Annotated in this window: 20 protein-coding genes and 2 tRNA genes; 18 read left to right on the forward strand and 4 right to left on the reverse strand. The window is 56.0% G+C overall.

Going from position 1 to position 20,451, the window contains the following annotated elements:
* The first annotated feature begins 53 nt into the window (after positions 1-53).
* The 3 genes from speB to M2418_RS05330 all read left to right on the forward strand — a co-directional run bounded on the left by speB (position 54) and on the right by M2418_RS05330 (position 2,870).
* The gene (speB, locus tag M2418_RS05320; protein WP_259145275.1) at positions 54-1,007 is read left to right on the forward strand and encodes an agmatinase; all 954 of its coding nucleotides are present in this window, start codon (positions 54-56) and stop codon (positions 1,005-1,007) included.
* 73 nt (positions 1,008-1,080) lie between these two features.
* Positions 1,081-2,013 carry an N-acetyl-gamma-glutamyl-phosphate reductase gene (gene argC / locus M2418_RS05325; RefSeq protein WP_192487532.1) on the forward strand — a complete coding sequence of 311 codons (933 nt, stop codon included), beginning with the start codon at positions 1,081-1,083 and terminating at the stop codon, positions 2,011-2,013.
* Complete coding sequence (locus M2418_RS05330) at positions 2,010-2,870, forward strand: aminoglycoside phosphotransferase family protein (RefSeq protein WP_259145281.1); 861 nt, start codon at positions 2,010-2,012, stop codon at positions 2,868-2,870. Before argC ends, M2418_RS05330 begins: the two co-directional genes overlap by 4 nt.
* 6 nt (positions 2,871-2,876) lie before the next feature.
* Here M2418_RS05330 and M2418_RS05335 read toward each other — a convergent pair whose 3' ends face one another.
* Positions 2,877-3,995 (reverse strand): COX15/CtaA family protein, encoded by a 1,119-nt coding sequence (locus M2418_RS05335; protein WP_259145286.1) that lies wholly within the window; start codon positions 3,993-3,995, stop codon positions 2,877-2,879.
* Between the two features lie 223 nt (positions 3,996-4,218).
* On the opposite strand from M2418_RS05335, the gene M2418_RS05340 reads away from it, so the two are divergent.
* Positions 4,219-4,431, forward strand: a complete 213-nt coding sequence (locus M2418_RS05340) for a DUF2842 domain-containing protein (RefSeq protein WP_192487529.1) — start codon at positions 4,219-4,221, stop codon at positions 4,429-4,431.
* A 103-nt stretch (positions 4,432-4,534) separates the two neighbouring features.
* Positions 4,535-5,770 carry a GNAT family N-acetyltransferase gene (locus M2418_RS05345; RefSeq protein WP_259145287.1) on the forward strand — a complete coding sequence of 412 codons (1,236 nt, stop codon included), beginning with the start codon at positions 4,535-4,537 and terminating at the stop codon, positions 5,768-5,770.
* A gap of 16 nt (positions 5,771-5,786) precedes the next feature.
* On the opposite strand, the gene M2418_RS05350 is transcribed toward M2418_RS05345, so the two are convergent.
* Complete coding sequence (locus M2418_RS05350; RefSeq protein WP_259145288.1) at positions 5,787-8,024, reverse strand: exopolysaccharide transport family protein; 2,238 nt, start codon at positions 8,022-8,024, stop codon at positions 5,787-5,789.
* A 238-nt stretch (positions 8,025-8,262) separates the two neighbouring features.
* Here M2418_RS05350 and M2418_RS05355 point away from each other — a divergent pair, with 238 nt between their 5' ends.
* From M2418_RS05355 to M2418_RS05400, 10 genes are all read left to right on the forward strand, one after another.
* On the forward strand, positions 8,263-8,835 hold the full coding sequence (locus tag M2418_RS05355; protein WP_259145289.1) for a polysaccharide biosynthesis/export family protein: 573 nt from the start codon (positions 8,263-8,265) through the stop codon (positions 8,833-8,835).
* 17 nt (positions 8,836-8,852) lie between these two features.
* Positions 8,853-9,995 (forward strand): glycosyltransferase family 4 protein, encoded by a 1,143-nt coding sequence (locus M2418_RS05360; RefSeq protein ID WP_259145291.1) that lies wholly within the window; start codon positions 8,853-8,855, stop codon positions 9,993-9,995.
* A 135-nt stretch (positions 9,996-10,130) separates the two neighbouring features.
* Entirely contained in the window at positions 10,131-11,684 is a 1,554-nt protein-coding gene (locus tag M2418_RS05365; RefSeq protein ID WP_259145295.1) for an undecaprenyl-phosphate glucose phosphotransferase, read from the forward strand.
* A gap of 50 nt (positions 11,685-11,734) precedes the next feature.
* Positions 11,735-12,913 carry an O-antigen ligase gene (locus M2418_RS05370; protein WP_259145890.1) on the forward strand — a complete coding sequence of 393 codons (1,179 nt, stop codon included), beginning with the start codon at positions 11,735-11,737 and terminating at the stop codon, positions 12,911-12,913.
* A gap of 82 nt (positions 12,914-12,995) precedes the next feature.
* Positions 12,996-13,145 (forward strand): hypothetical protein, encoded by a 150-nt coding sequence (locus M2418_RS05375; protein ID WP_192487523.1) that lies wholly within the window; start codon positions 12,996-12,998, stop codon positions 13,143-13,145.
* A 133-nt stretch (positions 13,146-13,278) separates the two neighbouring features.
* The gene (locus M2418_RS05380; RefSeq protein WP_259145300.1) at positions 13,279-13,977 is read left to right on the forward strand and encodes a hypothetical protein; all 699 of its coding nucleotides are present in this window, start codon (positions 13,279-13,281) and stop codon (positions 13,975-13,977) included.
* A 292-nt stretch (positions 13,978-14,269) separates the two neighbouring features.
* The gene (locus M2418_RS05385; RefSeq protein ID WP_259145303.1) at positions 14,270-15,268 is read left to right on the forward strand and encodes an ABC transporter substrate-binding protein; all 999 of its coding nucleotides are present in this window, start codon (positions 14,270-14,272) and stop codon (positions 15,266-15,268) included.
* 142 nt (positions 15,269-15,410) lie between these two features.
* Positions 15,411-16,298, forward strand: a complete 888-nt coding sequence (locus tag M2418_RS05390) for a proline/glycine betaine ABC transporter permease (RefSeq protein WP_259145304.1) — start codon at positions 15,411-15,413, stop codon at positions 16,296-16,298.
* Positions 16,291-17,313 carry a glycine betaine/L-proline ABC transporter ATP-binding protein gene (locus M2418_RS05395; RefSeq protein WP_259145306.1) on the forward strand — a complete coding sequence of 341 codons (1,023 nt, stop codon included), beginning with the start codon at positions 16,291-16,293 and terminating at the stop codon, positions 17,311-17,313. The genes M2418_RS05390 and M2418_RS05395 overlap by 8 nt, the downstream gene beginning before the upstream one ends.
* A 138-nt stretch (positions 17,314-17,451) precedes the next feature.
* A tRNA-Pro gene (locus M2418_RS05400) sits at positions 17,452-17,528 on the forward strand.
* Positions 17,529-17,577: 49 nt separating this feature from the next.
* On the opposite strand, the gene M2418_RS05405 is transcribed toward M2418_RS05400, so the two are convergent.
* On the reverse strand, positions 17,578-18,165 hold the full coding sequence (locus M2418_RS05405) for a YqaA family protein (RefSeq protein WP_259145312.1): 588 nt from the start codon (positions 18,163-18,165) through the stop codon (positions 17,578-17,580).
* A gap of 488 nt (positions 18,166-18,653) precedes the next feature.
* Here M2418_RS05405 and M2418_RS05410 point away from each other — a divergent pair, with 488 nt between their 5' ends.
* On the forward strand, positions 18,654-19,301 hold the full coding sequence (locus M2418_RS05410) for an exopolysaccharide biosynthesis protein (protein ID WP_259145314.1): 648 nt from the start codon (positions 18,654-18,656) through the stop codon (positions 19,299-19,301).
* On the opposite strand, the gene M2418_RS05415 is transcribed toward M2418_RS05410, so the two are convergent.
* Complete coding sequence (locus M2418_RS05415; RefSeq protein WP_250982828.1) at positions 19,261-19,575, reverse strand: hypothetical protein; 315 nt, start codon at positions 19,573-19,575, stop codon at positions 19,261-19,263. The genes M2418_RS05410 and M2418_RS05415 overlap by 41 nt on opposite strands.
* 185 nt (positions 19,576-19,760) lie before the next feature.
* Between M2418_RS05415 and M2418_RS05420 the strand changes: the two genes are divergently transcribed.
* Positions 19,761-19,835 (forward strand) — tRNA-Asn (locus tag M2418_RS05420).
* Positions 19,836-20,089: 254 nt separating this feature from the next.
* On the forward strand, positions 20,090-20,353 hold the full coding sequence (locus M2418_RS05425) for a hypothetical protein (protein WP_192487516.1): 264 nt from the start codon (positions 20,090-20,092) through the stop codon (positions 20,351-20,353).
* The last annotated feature ends 98 nt before the right edge of the window (positions 20,354-20,451 follow it).

The raw sequence follows: 20,451 nt of genomic DNA on the forward strand, positions 1-20,451 counted from the left end.
CACATCGCGCACATAGAACAGGCTTACGGATTCGATAAAACGGAGACTGACGCATGCCGGGAAAAACCATCGACCACGCATTCACGGCTTCTTCCCTCACCTCAGCAGCAACAGATCCGACCCATGCGGGCACGCTTTCCTTCATGCGGCGAAAGTTCACCAAAAATCTAAACGGCGCATCGACAGTTGTCTGGGGCATTCCGTTTGATGCGGCGACCTCCAACAGACCCGGCGCTCGCTTTGGACCACAGGCCATTCGCCGTGCCTCAGCCATTTTCGACAACGACCCGCAATATCCGTTTCATCGAGACCTATTCGAGGGCATGCCGACCATTGATTATGGTGATTGCCTGCTAGATTACGGCAACCACTGGCAGACCCCTGCCAAGATCGAAAAAGAAGCACGCAAGATCCTGTCCCGCTCAGACTACCTGCTGACGCTGGGTGGCGATCACTTCATTACCTGGCCGCTTCTGAAGGCGCATGTTGCCAAGCACGGGCCGTTGGCGCTGGTTCAGTTCGACGCCCATCAGGACACGTGGTTCGATGACGGCAAACGTATTGACCACGGCTCCTTCGTGGCGCGTGCCGTGCGTGATGGATTGATCGATCCTGACCGCTCTATCCAGATCGGTATTCGCACCCACGCACCCGATGACTTTGGCATCAAGATTATCTACGGGCACGACGTCGAAGACATGCGGGCGGGTGACATCTCGTCGCTGATCGTCAACCGCACTGCCGGGCAGCCCGTGTATCTGACCTTCGATATCGACTGCCTTGACCCGGCCTTCGCACCCGGTACCGGCACACCGGTTGCCGGTGGCCCGACCAGCTCCAAGATACTCTCGATCCTGCGCGGACTTGGCCAGCTGGACATCAGAGGCTCTGATGTGGTGGAGGTGGCGCCCGCCTATGACCATGCGGACATAACCGCCATTGCCGGTGCCACAGTTGCGATGTATATGCTTGGCCTGCGCGCCGAACGGCTTGCCAAGGCGCGCTGAGGAATTGATTCAAGCGATTGGCACTCTGATTCCGCCAATTGCAGTAACCCACTGAAAAAGCTAGGATAAGGGCATGACAGCGAAAATCTTCATCGATGGCGAACACGGCACAACGGGCTTGCAGATCCGCACACGCCTGGCCGACCGCCGCGATATCGAACTGCTGTCGATTCCCGAAGCGGAACGGCGCAATGCCGCCATGCGCGAAGACATGCTGAACAATGCCGATGTCGCCATTCTGTGCCTGCCTGATGAAGCCTCGAGAGAGGCCGTGTCGATGGTGGCAGGCAACAACAATGTGCGCATTATCGACACATCGACAGCATACCGCATCGCGCCTGATTGGGCCTATGGCTTTGCCGAGATGGACAATGCACAAGGCGACAAGATCCGCTCTGCACGTTTCGTCGCCAACCCCGGCTGCTACCCAACGGGTGCCATCGGCCTCATCCGCCCGTTGCGCGCAGCAGGCCTGCTGCCGGACGGCTACCCCGTCTCGGTCAATGCTGTCTCGGGTTACACCGGTGGCGGCAAGCAGATGATTGCCCAGATGGAAGATCTGAGCCGCGACGATGCGATTACCGCCAACAACTTCCTCTACGGCCTGCCGCTGAAGCACAAGCACGTTCCGGAAATGAAGACCCATGGTCTGCTCGATCGCTCTCCGCTGTTTTCGCCATCGGTCGGCCGCTTCGCACAGGGCATGATCGTACAGGTGCCGCTGTTTGCTGCCGACCTCAAGGACGGCACGACGATCAAGACCATTCATGATGCGCTGGTTGCGCATTATGCCGGTCAGGACATCGTCTCAGTCGTATCGCTGGACGAAAGCAAGGGCCTGTCACGCATCGACGCAGAGGAACTTGCCGGCAAGGACACCATGAAGCTGTTCGTGTTCGGCACCGAAGGCGGCGAGCACATCAACCTCGTGGCGCTGCTGGACAATCTCGGCAAGGGCGCATCCGGTGCTGCTGTGCAGAACATGGAACTGATGCTCTCGGCATGACCGAAGGCAAAACCTCACCTGTTATTTCAGAAGACATCAAAAGGCGGTGGAGCATATCCTCCGCCTTTCTTCTTGCCGATACACCGAGCAGCTTGGTTTACCGCGTGACGCTTGACAGTGGTGAGAAGGCAGTACTGAAGGAACTCAAGCTGCGCGGCATCGGAGAGTTACCGGGCATGGCCTTCCTGCGCTGGCGGGACGGCAACGGCGCCATCAGGCTGATCGATAGCCATGGCATGAGTTGCCTGCTGGAAGATGCGGGAGACCTGACACTACGGCAGTACCGTCTTGAACATGGTGAGGCCGCCAGCAACCGGATCATAACCGATGTACTGGGCAGGCTGCACGCGCCCTCACCCGCAACACTTGAGAACCTTACGCCGCTCGACAGGCATTTTGCAGCACTGTTTGACCGCTCACTCGACGGCTATGATGCAATGTTGCGCGAGCCGCTTGGCTTTGCCCGACAACTGGCATTTCAGCTTCTCGGTACACAGGACAACATCAAACCCCTGCATGGCGATTTGCACCACGACAACATCGTGTCCGGCGGCACACGCGGCTGGCTGGCAATTGACCCGCAGGGGCTGATTGGTGACGCCGCCTATGATGTGGCAAACATCTTCGGCAATCCGCTGAATGCCCTGCCCGATATTATCAAGCCGGCGCGCATCAAGGCGCTGACCACACTGTTTTCACGGATGTTGGGATGTGGGGAAGAAAAAATCCTGCGCTACGCCATTGCGCATGCAGGATTGTCGATCTGCTGGTCTGTGGAAGATGGCACCTTATTTGATGCCAGTGAGAATGCGCGCGAACGTCTGGCATTCCTTCAGATCGCGCGCACCCTGCTTTAAGCGTTATCAGTCACGCACCTCGACGGCTACCGGCGCGGAATATTCGCCGATAAACCCGCGCCAGTGGGCGGTGGCAAATCCAAGAACAACCAATGCCATGCCCTGATGGGCCAGCGCGACATGGATATCGACATGCATCAGCAGCGTGATGATGCCGAGCATCGCCTGGATCAGGATCAGCACGAACAGCAGCACAGATCGCCGGGCATGCGGCGATCCCGGGATGTCACGGCACAGCCTGACCATGTTCCAAAGCGCTGCTGCAAACAGTGTATAGGCGCCTAGACGGTGGATGAACTGCACGGTCTTGGGGTTTTCAAACAGATTGATCCACCAGGGCTGCTGAACGAAAAGATCACCCGGGATGACCGCACCGTCCATCAGTGGCCAGGTATTATAGGACAGACCCGCATTGAGACCGGCCACCAGTGCACCGAGATAGATCTGGAACAGACAGAGGCAGAACAGCACGGCTGCAAAGGTGCGCCCCTTTCTTTCACCCACCGCATCCTGCGAATGATGCGAAAGACCGCGCATGATCCACATACAGCCAGCAAAGATAAGACAGGCGATGGTCAAGTGGGTGGCAAGGCGGTACTGCGACACGTCAGTGCGGTTGACGAGACCGGATGAAACCATCCACCAGCCGATGAAGCCCTGAAAGCCGCCCAGCGCCAAAAGGCCGACCAGCGGCAGACGGATACGCTTTTCCACGCGGCCGGTGATCCAGAAAAACGCCAGTGGCAGTGCAAAGATGATACCGATGCCCCGCGCCAGCAGGCGATGTGCCCATTCCCACCAGAAAATCGTTTTGAACTCATCAAGGCTCATGCCCTTGTTGACTTCCTGGTATTGCGGAATGCGCTTGTAGAGATCGAACTCTTCCTGCCACTCTTCCACCGAAAGCGGCGGAATGGCACCGTGGATCGGTTTCCATTCGGTAATCGAAAGGCCAGATTCGGTCAGGCGCGTTGCGCCACCCACCAGCACAAGGCAAAACAGGGTAAAAATAACAAAACCAAGCCAGATGCGCAGCACGCGGCGATTACGATCCTGCTTTACAAGTGTCTGCTCTATTGCAGCCTCAGAAGGGTTCCCAGCCAATGCTGCGGTATTCAGGCTCATATTCTCAACTCCACAGGGGTTTCTCACCCCGTCAAAGAAGGCCGGTACCCTTGACCTGTATCAGGCCAAGGCAGGACAGTTTCATAAGGCAGGACATGTCATTTTCATGGTCCTGCAGAAAGCTATGACGTTGATTTGCCCCAACCGTTAAGGCAAAACAAGCCCTGCATGTTTGCGGCAAGCCGTCGCGGACCCACAAACACGTCAACACAATGAGAAACTCATGCCCACTCGTCTGCGTTCGTTCATCGGCACCATCGTCATCATCATCATGGTGATTGTCTATGCCATTCTGGCGACGTCCTATGCAGCGGCCAATCTGGCGGAATCGCCCTGGTGGGTTCATTTGCTCTATTTCATCGGCACTGGCCTGTTGTGGGTACTGCCAGCCATGGCGCTGATAAAGTGGATGGCGGGCCGCAAACCCGGCCAGTAACCTTGTGCTAACTGCACTTACAAGTTTCAGCTCGCATCTTGGCCGATAAACTCTTTGTTGCACGGCTTGCTGCTATTTTGCGGCAGATGTTGCGGAGTTGTTGATGAGAGCAATACAGCCAGACCTGCCGGAAGCAGAAAGCCAGAAGGCTTTTGAACATGCCGTTGTGCACGCGGTTTCCGGTCCGCTGTCGGTTGATGTTGTCTCCGACATGGCGGCGGTCGAGGCAGACTGGCAACGTCTGGAGCACTCCCCACTCAACTCCGTCCACCAGAGTTACTGGTGGTGCGCGGCATGGTCCAAGGCCATGGGCACGCCGGTTGTGGTCATTCGTGGTCAAGTGTCCGGCCAGACGGTGTTTCTCATCCCGCTTGAAATTCGCAGCAAGGGCCCGTTTCGTGTGGCGCGTTTCCCGGGCGGCAATTTCAACAATATCAATACCGGACTGTTCGACGATGCTTATGCGCAGACGGCCAAGCCTGAAGATGCACAGCTTATCCTGAGCGAAATACGCCGCCAATTATCCGACCGCGTCGATGTGTTGGCCTTGCAGAATATTCCGCTTACCTGGCGTGGACGGCGGCATCCGCTCTCGGCGCTGGCGACCAGCGAAAACCAGAACCGGTCATTTCAGCTGCCGCTTTTGCCACGTTTTGAAGATACGCTGGCCCAGGTCAATGCCAAGCGCCGTCGCAAAAAGTACCGCGTGCAGACCAAGCGTCTGAACGAGATTGGTGGCTACGACTATTACCTGACGCGTGATCGCCAGGAACAACATGCCCTGCTGGACACGTTTTTCCAGCAAAAGGCAGAACGTTTCGCGGCACAGAAAATTCCTGACGTCTTCCAGGACAAGGCGATCAAGAGCTTTTTCCACAGTCTTGTCGACACACCCTATCACCTTGAGAATGTGCCGCTGGAACTCCATGCCATTCGCCTGCCCGGTTCCAATAACGCAGTGGCTGCATTAGCTGGGCTGTCGCGCAAGGGCGATCATGTGATCTGTCAGTTTGGCTCGATCCACCAACACCTGGCAGCCGATGCCAGCCCTGGCGAATTGTTGTTCTGGCTGATGATCGAGAAAAGTTGTGCCGAGGGTGCCGCGATCTTCGACTTCGGCATTGGCGACCAGCTTTACAAAAGAAGCTGGTGCACAGTCGAAACCGTGCAACATGACATCTTCCGTGCCCTATCTGTGCGGGGGTATCTGCCGGCCATTGGCTACCGCGCGCTTGCCTCGCTCAAAAGCTTTATCAAGGCGCATCCCAAACTCTACGGCTTCATCCAGTCCCTGCGGGCCAAGAAGGACACCGCAAAACCGGAACCGGAAAGCGACTGAGACCAGACGGCGGCCATCACGCCGCCGTACGGCTGCCATCCTGCGGATGACGCTGGCTGTTCATGCCGGACATGATCAGCACGCGGGAATGGCCATCATCAGCCAAGGTCTGCATGACACCCGACAGGCTTTCCTCGTCCGGCTGTGGCGCCGAAACGATGATGTCGGTGGAGAGGTTTTTCAGAATTCCAGCCGCCCGTACCACATCAACCGCACCGCATTCGATCAGCACCGTGTCGTACACGTCAGCCAAAGCGCTTACCACCATCGTCAGACGGTCGATGACCCGCATGGCCTCATGCGCCGGCGTCTTGCCCTGCGGCACGATATGGGCGCTGGACAGGCGGTCATTGTGAATGGTTTCGGCAAAATTGACTTCACCAGCTAGCAGATCGGTAATGCCAGGCAGATTGGAGGACGGCGCCATCAGGCGGGTCGGACAAGCTGACGCCGTCATGTCGACCAGCACCACCGTTCTGCCGCTTTCCGACACGGCGCGCGCCAGCATGACGGTTGCAGTGGAGCCGGCATCGCCAGCCGGCGATACGACGGTTGCAACCGGGCCGACGCCCTTCATGGCGAGATATTCTGCGATCATTGCGATGGAGAATGTTTCAAGACCAGACTGCTCGGCCTCCTCGACCGCGTCATTATCCACCTCGTTCGCCTCAAGCACTTCGAGCGTTTCCGGCGTCTCAGTCAGGTCGAGTGTTTCTTCCATTTCTGCGGCCAACGCCTCATCACTTGCCACCTGGATGCGGTCGGCAGGCACGTCCACGACGGCAACCGGTACGGAAACAGCCTCAACGACGGTGGCCTCCGTTTCCAGTTCTTCTTGCCTGGATGCACCGACCGGCCGCAAGGCACGTCCGGTGAACAACTCGATCAACATCACGACAACGCAGGACAACAGCAAGGCAACGAGCGAGACAACGATGACAATCGGTCCAACCTTGGGGAAATACGGTTCGCGCGGCTCGATGGCAGCAGAGATGACGCGGGCATCAGCCGGGCTGGAATCTGTGCTGGTAGTACGCGAGGTCGCCTCACGGTAACGGGCCAGATAGGTTTCAAGCAACTGGCGCTGTGCCGTCGCATCACGCTCGAGGTCATTGAGGCCAACAGAATCTTCACCAGCACGTGCACCGTCTGCCTTTAGCGTATTGAGCTGCTGCACCAGTTGGCGCTCCCGCAGGCGGGATACATTCGCTTCATTTTCCAGGCTTGCCAAGACCTTGCGGGTTTCGGTTTCAATCTGGCTGCGGATGCCTCCAAGCTGCGCGCGCAGTGCCTTGATGCGCGGATGACCGTCGAGCATGGTGGTCGATAGATCGGAGATCTGCGACTGGATACCGGATTCGGTTTCCTTGAGACGCTGGATCATCTGCGAACCGATAATGTCAGGCAGCGTGTCGGTCGGGCGGCCGGAGGACAGTGCATTGCGCACATTTTCAGCACGCGCCTCGGCATTGGCCTTTTCGCCGCGAACACGTGCCAGTTCGGTCGAGATGTCACCGAGCTGTCGTGTTGCAAAGGTGGTGTTTTCACCGACGGTCAACAGATCGGAGGAAGCACGGTAATCCGCCACCTTCTTATCGGCTTCGCGTACCTTTTCGCGCAGGCTGGCAATTTCCGGCTCAAGCCAGCGTGCGGCCTCGGAATTTGCATCGAGTTTGGCGTCAGTCTGCAGCGACTGGTAGACTTTAAGAATTTCGTTAGGGATGGCAGCGGCCAGCACCGGGTCCTTGGAGGAAAACTCCACGGCGATAACGCGTGACGTCTCAGCGCGATAAACCTGCAGCTTTTCCCGGAAAGCGGAAATGACCCGTTCTTCCGGAGCCACTTCCAGCGGGTTCTTTTTCATGCCGATCATGACCAGCAGGCGCGACACCATTGACGGGCTGGCACCGGGGTCGAATTCAGGCAGCTCGTAAAGCTTCATGTTGCGAGCAACCTGCTTGATCAGGTCGACCGATTGCAGAAGCTGCGTCTGGCTGGAGATATTCAGATCGTCCAGCACCTGCTGGGAGCCAGTACCGTTCGGGTCGGCATTGCCGAATGATGCTGCACGGGTTTCGATGAGGACACGGGCCTCGCTGCGATAGACCGGCGACATGACACTGGACGCAGCAAAAGCCACGCCGCCAGCGATCAATGTCACGGCTGCAATTTTTCCCCGCCTCTCCCAGATGGCAAGCACCAGCCGCGCCAGGTCGATATCCACGTCTTTATCATTACGGCCTGTCGCTGACATGCGAACTCCTGCATCGTGACCCCTCAAGGGCAGGCTGGACGAAACGGCTGCACGACGCGCGCGCCCGTCCATTACATTCCTGTTGCCGTAATTTTAGGACTTTATGGTAACCCAACCGTTAACCGCCTTTCGCGATCTCAAAGGCGGAGTTTCATACTTTTTTCGCGTCATTTACTCGGCGTTAACCCTAACAGATCGATAACATCTTTAATTGCCGCTTTGTGGAGCCCAAGCGCGAATGTCCTGCGCCCTGAACCGTACCGCCATTATCGTTGTGACCGCCTTTGCTGCGGCACTGTCCGGCTGTTCGGCGTACCAGCCCGCTCCGAAAGCCTTTCACGAAGCGACCATCCAACCCTACCGGCTGGATAGTGGCGACAGACTGCGGATTACTGTTTTCGAGCAGACCGGTCTGAGCAACAGCTATACGGTGGATCAGGCTGGTTACATCGCCTTCCCTCTCATTGGCCCGGTTCCTGCCCGTGGCCAGACGTTGCCGCAGCTTGAAGGCGCCATCGCCCAGAAACTGCGACAGGGCTATCTGCGTGACCCGGATGTGACGATCGAAATCGACCGTTACCGGGCAATCTTCATCATGGGTGAAGTCGGTCGTCCGGGGCAATATTCCTATGTGCCTGGCATGACCGTGCAAAATGCTATCGCTATTGCCGGCGGCTTCTCCACCCGCGCCAACCAGCGCGATGTGGATGTAACCCGCAAGATCAACGGGGAAATCGTGACGGGTCGCATCAATATCTCGGGACCAATCCTCGCTGGTGACACTGTGTATGTCCGTGAACGCTTCTTCTGATTGCCAGTAACGGTAACATGACCACAGAAAAACCTCTCCGCATTCTGCATTGTTTTCGCTCACCGGTCGGTGGTGTATTCCGGCACGTTCGTGACCTTGTGGAAGAGCATGTAAAGCTGGGACATGAGGTTGGCATTCTGTGCGACAGTTCAACGGGTGGCGAGCACGAGGAAAAACTGTTTGAACAGATCAAGCCCATGCTGTCGCTGGGGCTTATCCGTTTGCCCATCGGACGTTCGGTCGGCCCATCCGACCTGGGCGCTCTTTGGAAAGCCTATCAACATATCAAAAGTTTGCAGCCAGATGTAATCCATGGCCATAGCGCCAAAGGCGGCGTTCTCGCCCGTCTCATCGGCTCAGCCCTGCGGGTGAACAGGTATCGCGTAGCCCGCCTCTATTCGCCCCATGGGGGCAGCCTGCACTATGACCGCAAATCCCTGCGCGGTCAGGTGTTCTTTAATGTGGAGCGCCTTTTAGAGCGCTTTACCGATGCGCTGTGTTTCGTCTGCCATTACGAGCAGAGCGCCTATACACAAAAGGTCGGCAAACCGCACACGCAAGCGCGGATGATCTATAATGGCGTGCAGGAAAGCGAATTTGCGCCGGTTCCGCTCAACGCAAATGCCAGCCATTTTCTCTACATCGGTATGTTGCGTGACCTGAAAGGTCCCGACGTGTTCATTGATGCCTTTACCCAGGCGGAAAAACTGTCCGGGCAAACCCTGACCGGCGTGATCGTTGGCGATGGTCCCGAGCGTAACAAGTACCGCGACGCGATTGCGGCGGCCGGCTTGTCGGACCGGCTCGTCATGCATCCATCCATGCCGGCCCGCAAGGCATTTGCTTTGGCGGATACGGTCGTTGTCCCCTCACGGGCAGAATCCCTGCCCTACATCATTCTGGAAGCACTGGCGGCCGGCAAACCGGTGATTGCCTCACGGGTTGGTGGCATTTCCGAGATCATGGGCGAACAGAGCCCGGCGCTGGTCACGGCTGGCGATGCAACAAGCCTGGCGCAGACCATGGTTCGCAGCTTGCAAGTCCCTGAGTGGCGACAGCAAGCCTTGCCTGATGCAACCGAATTCCGGCAGCGGTTTTCCACACCCGTAATGGCCGGACAAATTCTTGCCCTTTACCGGGAATTACTGCCCCGCACCTGACGGGATGCGAGACTAACCATCCGTTCACAGGTCGTATCAGCACGGTACGACTGTCTAAAGACTTGGTTGTCGCCATAAACGTTTCTTAGCATGTTGCCGCTATGGTTGCGCCAAAATGCAAAACGGAATGCGTCCATGAGCAACGTCCAAAACCAGCAACTCGATATCAATGAACTGCGCCGAAAGGTGTCCGAGATTGCCGGTCGTTCAGCTGGTGATGGAGACAGCCCACCAGTGTCGCTCAACCCGTTGGCACGACAGGTCGCCAATCAGCTGCGTACGGGCAATCACTCCCCCAACATCATTATCGGCCAGCTGCAATTGCTGGAATTTGCCGGACTGGTGATCCTTGGCTGCATCGTCAGCATGCTGGCCTCGGAACACACGGTTGGCAGCCTGCTTGGCCTGTTTGCGATCATGGTGGCGGGTGCAGGTCTGACCGGCCTGATGCTTTATGCGCTTGATCTTTACCAGTTGCCGTCGCTGCGCACGCCTATGGCGAAGATGCCGCGTATTCTGATGGCCTATACCGCCGGTTTTGCGCTGACGGTGCTTCTGCTTCTCGCCTTCCATCCTACCGGTGGCAGTTCGTGGCTGACAACTGCCATGTGGTTTGTGGCCGGCGCTGCCTTTCTTGCGTTGGAACGTATCCTTACCGGCGTGGCAATCCGCCACTGGGGCCGTAATGGCGTCATGGAGCGTCGTGCGGTTATCGTCGGTGGTGGCGATGCAGCCAAGAACCTTATCCGCTCGCTGGAAGAGCAGCCGGACAATGATATCCGTATCTGCGGTATCTTCGACGACCGCACCGGCGATCGTTCGCCTGATATCGTTGCCGGTTATCCAAAGCTTGGTACCTTCGCCGAACTGGTGGAATTTGCACGCCTGACCAAACTCGACATGTTGATCATCTCGTTACCGATTTCGGCCGAGGGACGTATTCTCGCCCTGTTGAAGCAGGTGTGGATCTTGCCCGTCGATATTCGTATCGCCGCACATGCCAACAAATTGCGTTTCCGCCCGCGCTCCTATTCGCATGTCGGCAATGTGCCGATGCTGGATGTGTTCGACAAACCGATCCGCGACTGGGACTCGGTTGCCAAGCGCATCTTTGACCTGTTCTTCACCGTCGTTGCCCTGGTGTTGTTGTGGCCGGTGATGATTGGCGCGGCCATTGCCGTGAAAACAACTTCAAAGGGTCCGGTTTTCTTCAAGCAGAAACGCCACGGCTTTAACAACGAGACGATAAATGTCTGGAAATTTCGCTCGATGTATACCGAGCTGAGCGACCCGACAGCCAAAAAGGCAGTGACCAAGAACGACCCACGCGTTACGCCTGTCGGCCGTTTCCTGCGTAAATCCTCGATTGACGAGTTGCCGCAGCTGTTCAACGTGCTGAATGGCAGCCTGTCCCTGGTTGGCCCTCGCCCGCATGCGGTCATGGCCCAGACCGGCGACCTGAAATATGCCGATGTGGTTGAGCATTATTTTGCCCGCCACAAGGTCAAGCCCGGCGTGACCGGATGGGCGCAGATCAATGGCTGGCGCGGCGAGATCGACAACAGCGACAAGATCAAGTTCCGCACCGCTTTCGATCTGCATTACATCGAAAACTGGTCGTTGATGTTCGACCTCAAGATCCTGTTCCTGACACCGATCAGGCTGCTCAAATCGGAAAACGCCTATTGAGCAACGTCAGCCTGACAGATACGCCTGATTTCAACGCGCCATTGGCCGCCATGCGGATGATTGGCGCGTTTGCGCTTGCCTTTGGCGTGTTCCTGTCCGGTTTTGTTATTTCCGAACCGGCACCTTACGAGTTGATGATGGTGGCGCAGGTCGCCATCTGGTTCCTGCTCGGGCTTCGCCTGTCCAAACGCGTCATTGTGCTGTTGGCTTTTTTGCTGGTGTTCAATGCCGGTGGTTTTCTCTCCCTGCTGGTCATGTCGGATCTCGGCGAAGGGCCGATGTATCTCGCAGTCTCGACCTTTCTGGCGCTGACATCGGTTTTTTACGCCGCAGTCACCGAAGATGATCACCGGCGGCTGTCGCTGATTTTCAAAGCTTGGGTTGTTGCCGCCCTGATCACCTCGATGCTGGGCATTCTCGGTTACTTCAATGCCATTCCGGGCTTCCAGGTGTTCACGCTCTATGACCGTGCCAAGGGCGCGTTCCAAGACCCGAACGTCTTTGGTCCGTTTCTCGTCACGCCGTCGCTGTTTCTGGTTTATGGTCTGTTGACCGGGCGGGTCAGCAGCATGCCGCTTAAGATTCTCGGTCTGCTCATTCTGGCGCTTGGTATTTTCCTGTCGTTTTCCCGTGCGGCCTGGGGCTTGTTTCTTATCGCAACCGTCATGCTCGTTCTGCTGATGTTGCTGAAAGAGCGCTCCACCGCCTTCAGGCTTAAAATACTGGTACTGACACTGCTGGCCGTGGTGTTTCTGGTTATTGCATTGATGGTCGCCTTGCAGTTCGAACAGGTGTCCAACCTGTTCCTGAGCCGAACAAAGGCCGTGCAGGATTATGATGGCGGTCATCTCGGGCGATTTGCGCGACATCGCATTGGCTTCATGATGGCCATGGAAAATCCGCTCGGGATCGGTCCCATGGTGTTTGCCACCATTTTCCCGGAAGCGGAACATAATATCTGGCTGAAAAGCCTGACGACTCACGGCTGGCTCGGTTTTGTCAGTTATGTCTCCCTGATGTGCTGGACGGTGGCGGAAGGTTTCAGATACCTGCTGCGGGATCGTCCATGGCAGCCCTTCCTGATGATTGCCTGGGTCAGTTTTGTCGGTCACCTGATCATTGGCAATGTCATCGACACCGACCACTGGCGGCATTTCTTCCTGTTGCTCGGCATCATCTGGGGCTGCATGGCGCTGGAACTGAAATGGCAGCGGCAGCAGCGGCAATAATTTTTCGCTGACATGGTGTTGCTGATGGAACCCGTTGGCATTCCTGCGCATTTCACTCCCGAAAATATGACGGGAGACGTGAATGACGAGAACCAACAATCTTTATTTCATCATCGGCGCACTGGTGATCCTCGCTGCAGGTCTTGGTGCCTATGTTTGGCATCAGGAAAGCAAGCCTGCAGGCATTGAGATGCAGATCGGTCCAAATGGCGTTAAAATTCAAGAAAACTGATTTCAGCCAAGGCTTGCCTCCACTCAAGCCTCGCGCATGCATGTAGCTATAGTTTGAGGACAGGCGATAGAACGCTATCGCTTGTCCGACAACCGCGCGGAAGCCATTTCCGCGAAGCATACAGGCGCAGTTCATGGTTTCTTCGATTCAATCCATCCGGCTGATGACGACGCAAATCGCCCTTAAAGCCCTGAAGGAGCAGGAGGAAACTACAACCTCAACCAGCTCCGCATCCAGCTCGCTTTTGCAGCAATACGGCCTGGACACGTCGTCCAGCTCCTCCAACGACACGTTGACGCGGCTGCTGACGACACTGGCCACCAAAAACCCCGACTCAACCGTCAACACGACGCCGAACACCACACCAACACCCGTCTCTACTGATGTCACGACCGCCTCCTTCATGCGCAGTCTGAAAGACAGCCTTGAAGAAATGGCCGATACTGCCGCGGGCAAGAAGCAGGCAGATGCGATGCTCGCCGCCCTGAAGGCTGGCACACTAACGGTGACCGACCCGGTCAGCGGCCAGAAGATTGCCGCCTGGGATGTTGATGATGAAAAGCACAAGGACACCACGTCAGGTGCGGCAACCACCATTGCCACCAACAACTGGAGTGACTTCCTGAAAGAGCGTCTGACACGCGGTGAGGATGTCTCTTACGCCAAATCAAGCGACGGCAGCTATATCGACAAGACCACTGGCGAGAACGCCTATTTCGGCACTGTCGGCAGCAAATATTATTACCTGTCATGGCCAGACGCCAACGCTAACACGCCGGCAAGCGGGACAGACAAGACAGTTTCGTCTTCAGGATCCAGCGACACGAATTAACAGCTGAATATCGGCGCCATATACACGCCTCCCCTCGGCGTGTTGCGACACCAACTCCAGCAAGCGGACAGCCTGTTTCGCAACCAAAAGAATGCCCGGAAAGCTTGGCTGTTTTCCGGGCTTTTGCGTTTTTGCAACTTCAAAAAAATTGAAAATATACATCAATGCGGCATGATCTGACGCAATCGGAATGCCCCCTCTTGGTAAATGAAGGCTCAATAGGCACGTCTGTGGACGCGGTGCCGCAGACGCCCGGGTTCACGTAACACCGCGACCAGAGGGAACAAAAAAAATGAAAATGCTTTTGGCCTCCACCGTTCTTGCCGCAAGCCTTGCCGGTCTTGCAACAACGGCCTCCGCAGCAGATTGCGGCACTGTTACCATTGCCAACATGAACTGGCAGTCCGCTGAAGTGGCCGCCAATGTCGACAAACTCATTCTCGAAGCCGGTTACGGCTGTACGGCCGAACTGGTTGCTGGTGACACCGTACCGACACTGACCTCGATGGCCGAAAAGGGCCAGCCAGACATTGCGCCCGAGGCATGGGTCAGCCTGCAGCCGGAAATCGTAAACCGTGGCATCTCCGAAGGGAAATTCGTCAGCGCCGCCAAAATTCTCTCTGACGGTGCGGTACAGGGCTGGTGGATCCCGAAATACGTGGCCGAAGCTAACCCGACCATAAAGACCGTGGGTGACCTGTTCAAAAACCCGCAGCTTTTCCCGGCACCGGAAGACAGCAGCAAGGGCGCCGTCTACAACGGTCCGCAGGGTTGGGGTGGCACCGTGGTGACAGCCCAGTTGTTTAAAGCCTATGACGGCGAAAAGGCCGGATTTACGCTGGTCGACACCGGATCGGCTGCCGGCCTCGATGGCGCGATCGCCAAGGCCTATGAGGCCAAACAGCCCGTGGCCGCTTATTACTGGGCACCAACCGCCCTGCTCGGCAAATACGAGATGGTCAAGCTCGACTTCGACACATCCTATGACGCAGCCGAATGGAAACGCTGCACATCGGTTGCCGATTGCGCCGATCCGAAGCTGAATGCCTGGCAGACAGACACGGTTGAAACCGTTGTTGCCAAGAGCTTTGCCGACCGCGCCGGTCCTGTCATGGATTACCTCAACAAACGCGCCTGGACCAATGACACCGTCAACAAGCTGATTGCGTGGATGAGCGACAACCAGGCAACCGGTGAAGAAGGTGCAAAATACTTCCTGAAAAATAACGAAGCTCTGTGGACGGCATGGGTTTCCCCTGACGTGGCAGAAAAGATCAAGGCATCCCTCTGATTTTTAAAAGCCATAGGAAACCGCAGGTGACCTGAGGCACCGGCATTTCCAACACCGAGGCGGCCGGGACTGGAGACACACCCACAATAAACGGGGGATCCAACCTGGCTCTCATCGCCCTTATCGTCATGGGGACGTTCATATGGATTGGTTCTGGAAGTTTCCGACAATGGATGCCGAAACCCTTCGCGGTGTCAAAAAAAGCATCGACGAAGGATTTCGCGGATTTACGCGGGCGTATGGCAGCGACATTGAAGCGCTGTTCAGTCCCCTGCAAAGTTTCCTGATCTGGTCAGAGCGCCTGCTGACCGGCACACCGTGGCCGATTATCATTGTGGTTATCGCCGCCATTGCCTGGCTTGCCAGCCGCAGTCTGCCCATCGTCATCGGCTGCGTGTTCACCCTCTTCCTCATCGGTTATTTCGACATGTGGGCCGATACGATGAAGACGGTGTCGATGATCCTTGTCTGTACTGTGGTGTCGATCTTCATCGGCCTGCCGATCGGCATTGCCATGTCACGTTCCAACAGGCTGCAGAACGTCGTTAATCCCGTGCTTGACGTCATGCAGACCATGCCGAGTTTCGTCTACCTCATCCCGGTGGTGATGTTGCTTGGCATCGGGCGTGTGCCCGGGGTGATTGCGGTTGTCATCTACGCCATTCCGCCCATGATCCGCCTGACCAATCTTGGCATCCGCATGGTCGACCGTGACGTGCTGGAGGCCGCAGACGCCTTTGGGTCATCCGGCTGGCAGAAGCTGAAGAACGTGCAGCTGCCGCTTGCCCTGCCCACCATCATGGCCGGCATAAACCAGACCATCATGATGGCACTGGCCATGGTGGTGATTGCCTCGATGATTGGCGTGCAGGGTCTGGGGCAACCGGTGCTGAAAGCCATTGCCAACCAGTATTTTACCCTCGGCATTTTTAACGGGCTGGCCATTGTTGGCATCGCCATCATTTTTGACCGTATCAGCCAAGCCTATGGCCTGCGCCTGCAAAAGCACCGGGAAATTACGCATGACTAGTCAATCGATTGAGATCCGGAACCTTTACAAGATTTTCGGACCCCGGCCTGCAAACTTTGTTGAATCAGTCGCCAATGGCATGACAAAAACCGAACTGAACCAGAAACATGGCCATGTCCTGGGTTTGCGCGACATCAACATCACCATTCCCGGCGGCGGCATTACCGTAATAATGGGCCTGTCCGGCTCTGGCAAATCAACGCTCATTCGCCACATCAACCGCCTTATCGAGCCAACAGCAGGCGAAGTTCTGTACGGCGGCGATGATGTCTGTCGCATGAGCCAGGACGAATTGCGGGAGTTTCGCCGTCACAAGACGGCAATGGTGTTCCAGAAATTTGCCCTTCTGCCCCACCGCAACGCGTTGCAGAACACCGTCTACGGGCTTGAAATTCAGGGGACGGCAAAGGAAGAGCGCGAAGAACGCGCCCAGATCTGGATCAAGCGTGTGGGGCTGGAAGGTTTTGCCAACCACTACCCCAATCAGCTGTCCGGTGGCATGCAGCAACGTGTCGGTCTCGCCCGCGCGCTGACCCACAATGCTGAAATCCTGTTGATGGACGAAGCCTATTCAGCGCTTGATCCGCTGATCCGCGTCGACATGCAGGGCGTGCTGCTGGAACTGCAAAAGGAACTCAAAAAGACTGTCGTCTTTATCACCCATGATCTGGATGAGGCACTTCGACTGGGCGACAAGATTGCCATCCTGCGCGACGGTGAGGTTATTCAACAGGGTACGCCGGCAGACATCGTGCTCAACCCGGCCGACGCCTATATTGAATCCTTCGTCAAGGAGGTGAACCGTGGTCGCGTGATCCGCCTGAGCGCGGTCGCCGAGCAGACCAGGTCTGTCGGCCCTTCCCTGCAACTGTCGGAAGATCTGACTGTCGAACAGTCGCTGCGGGAGCTGACCAAGGCCGGCGCATCGGTCGTCAATATCGTCTGCTCGCAGGGACGACCTGTCGGCAGTGTCTCCAAGGAAAAACTGGTCGATTGCATGGTGGGGAATGGGTGAATGGCTAGAGCCCGGATGAGCATCTGATTTGCAGCGTGCGAGGTGCCGCCCGCCCCGCACTTTTATATTCACCGAATGATTTTAAGCTTGCATCGGTATTTTAAAAAGATTAATCGAACCAAGCCTTTTTAGGCAGTTCGGAGCGTAGCGCAGCTCGGTAGCGCACTTGCCTGGGGGGCAAGGGGTCGCAGGTTCAAATCCTGTCGCTCCGACCATTTCCTCAATCACATCCCCATTGATGTGATTGATTTTCCTGACAAAACCTCACTTCAGAAAAACGTAAGCCGCATAAACGGCAATCAGTGCGGCTGCAGCCACAGCGCTGATCAGGCCAAGGCGCTTTTCGATGAAGTGGCGGATGTCCTCGCCATATTTCCGCAGCAGACCGGCCAGAATGAAGAAGCGTGCGCCACGGGTGATGACCGCAGAGATGATAAACAGGCTAAGGCTGATATTGGCAGCACCCGACAGGATCGTCACGACCTTGATTGGCGGCAGATGCGCCAGACCGGATGTGATCAGCAACAGTACAATGGTTTCGTAGTTGACGGTCGCCTGCAGCTCTTCAAATGCATGCAGTTTACCGTAAAACTCCAGCACCGGACGGGCGATGCTTTCAAAGGCGTAATGGCCAAGGAACCACCCTGCGATACCACCGAGCACCGAAAACAGCGTGGCCACAAATGCGTAGTGCATGGCGCGGTGTGGCTTTGCCAGAACCATTGGCAGGAACAGCACGTCGGCGGGAACCAGAAACACTGAGCTTTCCACGAAGGCGACGATTGCCAGCCACCATACGGCGGTCTTGCGACGCGCAAGCGCCATGGTCCAGTCATATAAACCACGCAGCATTTTCCATACCTTCCTGAAAATCAAAAGATGAAACCGGGCGTTTTCGCCGGCCCAAAACACTCAAATATTCATTCGTCATGCCATGCGCCATTTAGCGCAGGCCCCTTTACGCATCCAGACATGCGCAAGCGCAAAACCGCGAACCTTTTAGAAAAGTCAATGCTGCATCGCAACCAAAACATTGTTTTTCTGGCATATATTCCAAAATTGTCATATAGTTGTCAGTGGGAGAACTGAGGAGGAAATGTCATGGACATCTTAGGTCTGTTCACATCGCTTAATCCATTCATCATTGGCGTGCTGATGATTGTTTTGGTAGCGGGCGCCTATACCAAATGGGTTTCGCATTAAATCGCGAACAGTTTGAGGCAGACATCCGGTAAAATCGCGGCCATGTGAATGGCGGGAGCTTTGTTGCGCCTGCTTTCTCGTAGGCAATTCGTGCCATACCTGTTATCAATCCCTGATTTTAATTTACGGGATAAAACATGACGGCAAACGATTTCACCTTCACCGATACGTCCGAGAAGTTGAGCGCAACGCTTAGAAAACTGATCGGCAAACTCGATGGCCAGACGATTACGCTCAGAGAATTGATGGCTTCTATCGGCGAACAGGGATTGCTGCTGGTTTGCGCCATTGCGTCGCTGCCGTTTCTCATTCCGGTATCCATCCCGGGCGTCAGCACCGTGTTTGGTGCGGCAATCATCATGATCAGCGTTGCCATCACACTCAATCGCATGCCCTGGCTGCCTGCCCGCATTCTGGACAAGCAGATGCAGACGTCAAAACTGCTGCCTGCGCTGGAAAAGGGAGTTTCAATCGTCTCGAAGCTGGATAATTATATCCGCCCTCGCCTACCTGCCCTAACCGGCAGCCTGTTTGCCAACCGCATCAATGGTCTTGCCATCATGGCGGCCGGCATTCTGCTGATGTTGCCGCTCGGCCTCATTCCATTCTCCAATACACTGCCAGCTGTGGCGATCCTGCTGTTTTCGGCGGGCATGATCCAGCGTGACGGATTCTTCGTGGTCGGCGGTTATGCCTTCCTCGTGCTGACCGTCGTCTATTTTTCTGTTCTCGCTTATCTGGCGTTTATTGCTGGCCAGGGGCTTGGTGGTCTTTTGGCTGAATAGGCTGCAGATCTTTTACAGGCACTGGTGAACCTTTGCGCCGCGCCCACCATATGGTGACGCGGCGCCTGCCTCTGCGCACGATGTGCAAATCATGCGACAACACGATTACGCCAAGCGGCAACATCCAGAATCCCAATATTGGCAAAAACCCCAACACACCGCCGACGATGAGCAGAGAGCCCGCCGTGATGCGCCCATAACGGGATCTTGGCATTGAGATGCTGATTTTTCCGAGATTCAGTTTGCCATTTCTGGAATCGATTCCAAATTTCATCGACGTATCACTTCTCTCAGCCTCATTTGGCCAAAACATCCAAAATTATTTTCGCTCAACATCCCCTGCAAAATGGGACCTTTTGTGAATAAAACAAGACGAATGCATTTTTTTTGAAAAAAGCACTTGGCAAATGGGAAAAGCATTTGTATTACCCCGCTCACACCACGACAAGCGGTGGACATTCCCTGGTAGCTCAGCGGTAGAGCATTCGACTGTTAATCGACAGGTCGCCGGTTCGAATCCGGCCCGGGGAGCCATTTATCTCTTAAATGGTTGTTCTTTATAGAACACAATATCGCTGAAAACTACCTCACCTTCATATCCGCATTCTGGAAAACTTATTTTCCTTTTGTGAAAATCTTGCAACGGTAACTGACACGCTTTGTCATTATTATCGGCAGGCGATTTTTGCGTTTGAGTCGCTGGCTGGCTAAACACCAACGACAGAGCGTAAAACGCGGCAAGCGGCCCGAGTGGCGGGTTCATCACATCAGAAGCGGAGAATCGCGGAATGACAAAAAAACAAAAAATGGAACACTCCGAGTTTGCCGGTGAGTTTGAAGACGACGGCATCACCGTCCTGGTCGATATCTTCCGCCCTGAAGGCACACAGGGGGACTGGACACTCGAGGTCATCAGCGAGCAGGACGACGTCACGACTTGGGACGAGCCGTTTGCGACCGACAAGGACGCCTGGGAAGAGTTTTTGGCGACCTGTGAAAAGGATGGCATTCGCAGCTTCCTGGATGGCGAAGAAGAGCCGTCTGTTCACTAAGCCCCTATAGGCTGCTTAGTGCTTGCAGGCGGAGATCTCCGCCTGATGCCACCTCCAGCCAATATTCCCGGTCGGGGTTGCCCTGCCCGATCCCTGGC

Origin of the sequence: Rhizobium sp. BIGb0125 (assembly GCF_024810055.1) — a bacterium.
GTDB lineage: Bacteria > Pseudomonadota > Alphaproteobacteria > Rhizobiales > Rhizobiaceae > Agrobacterium.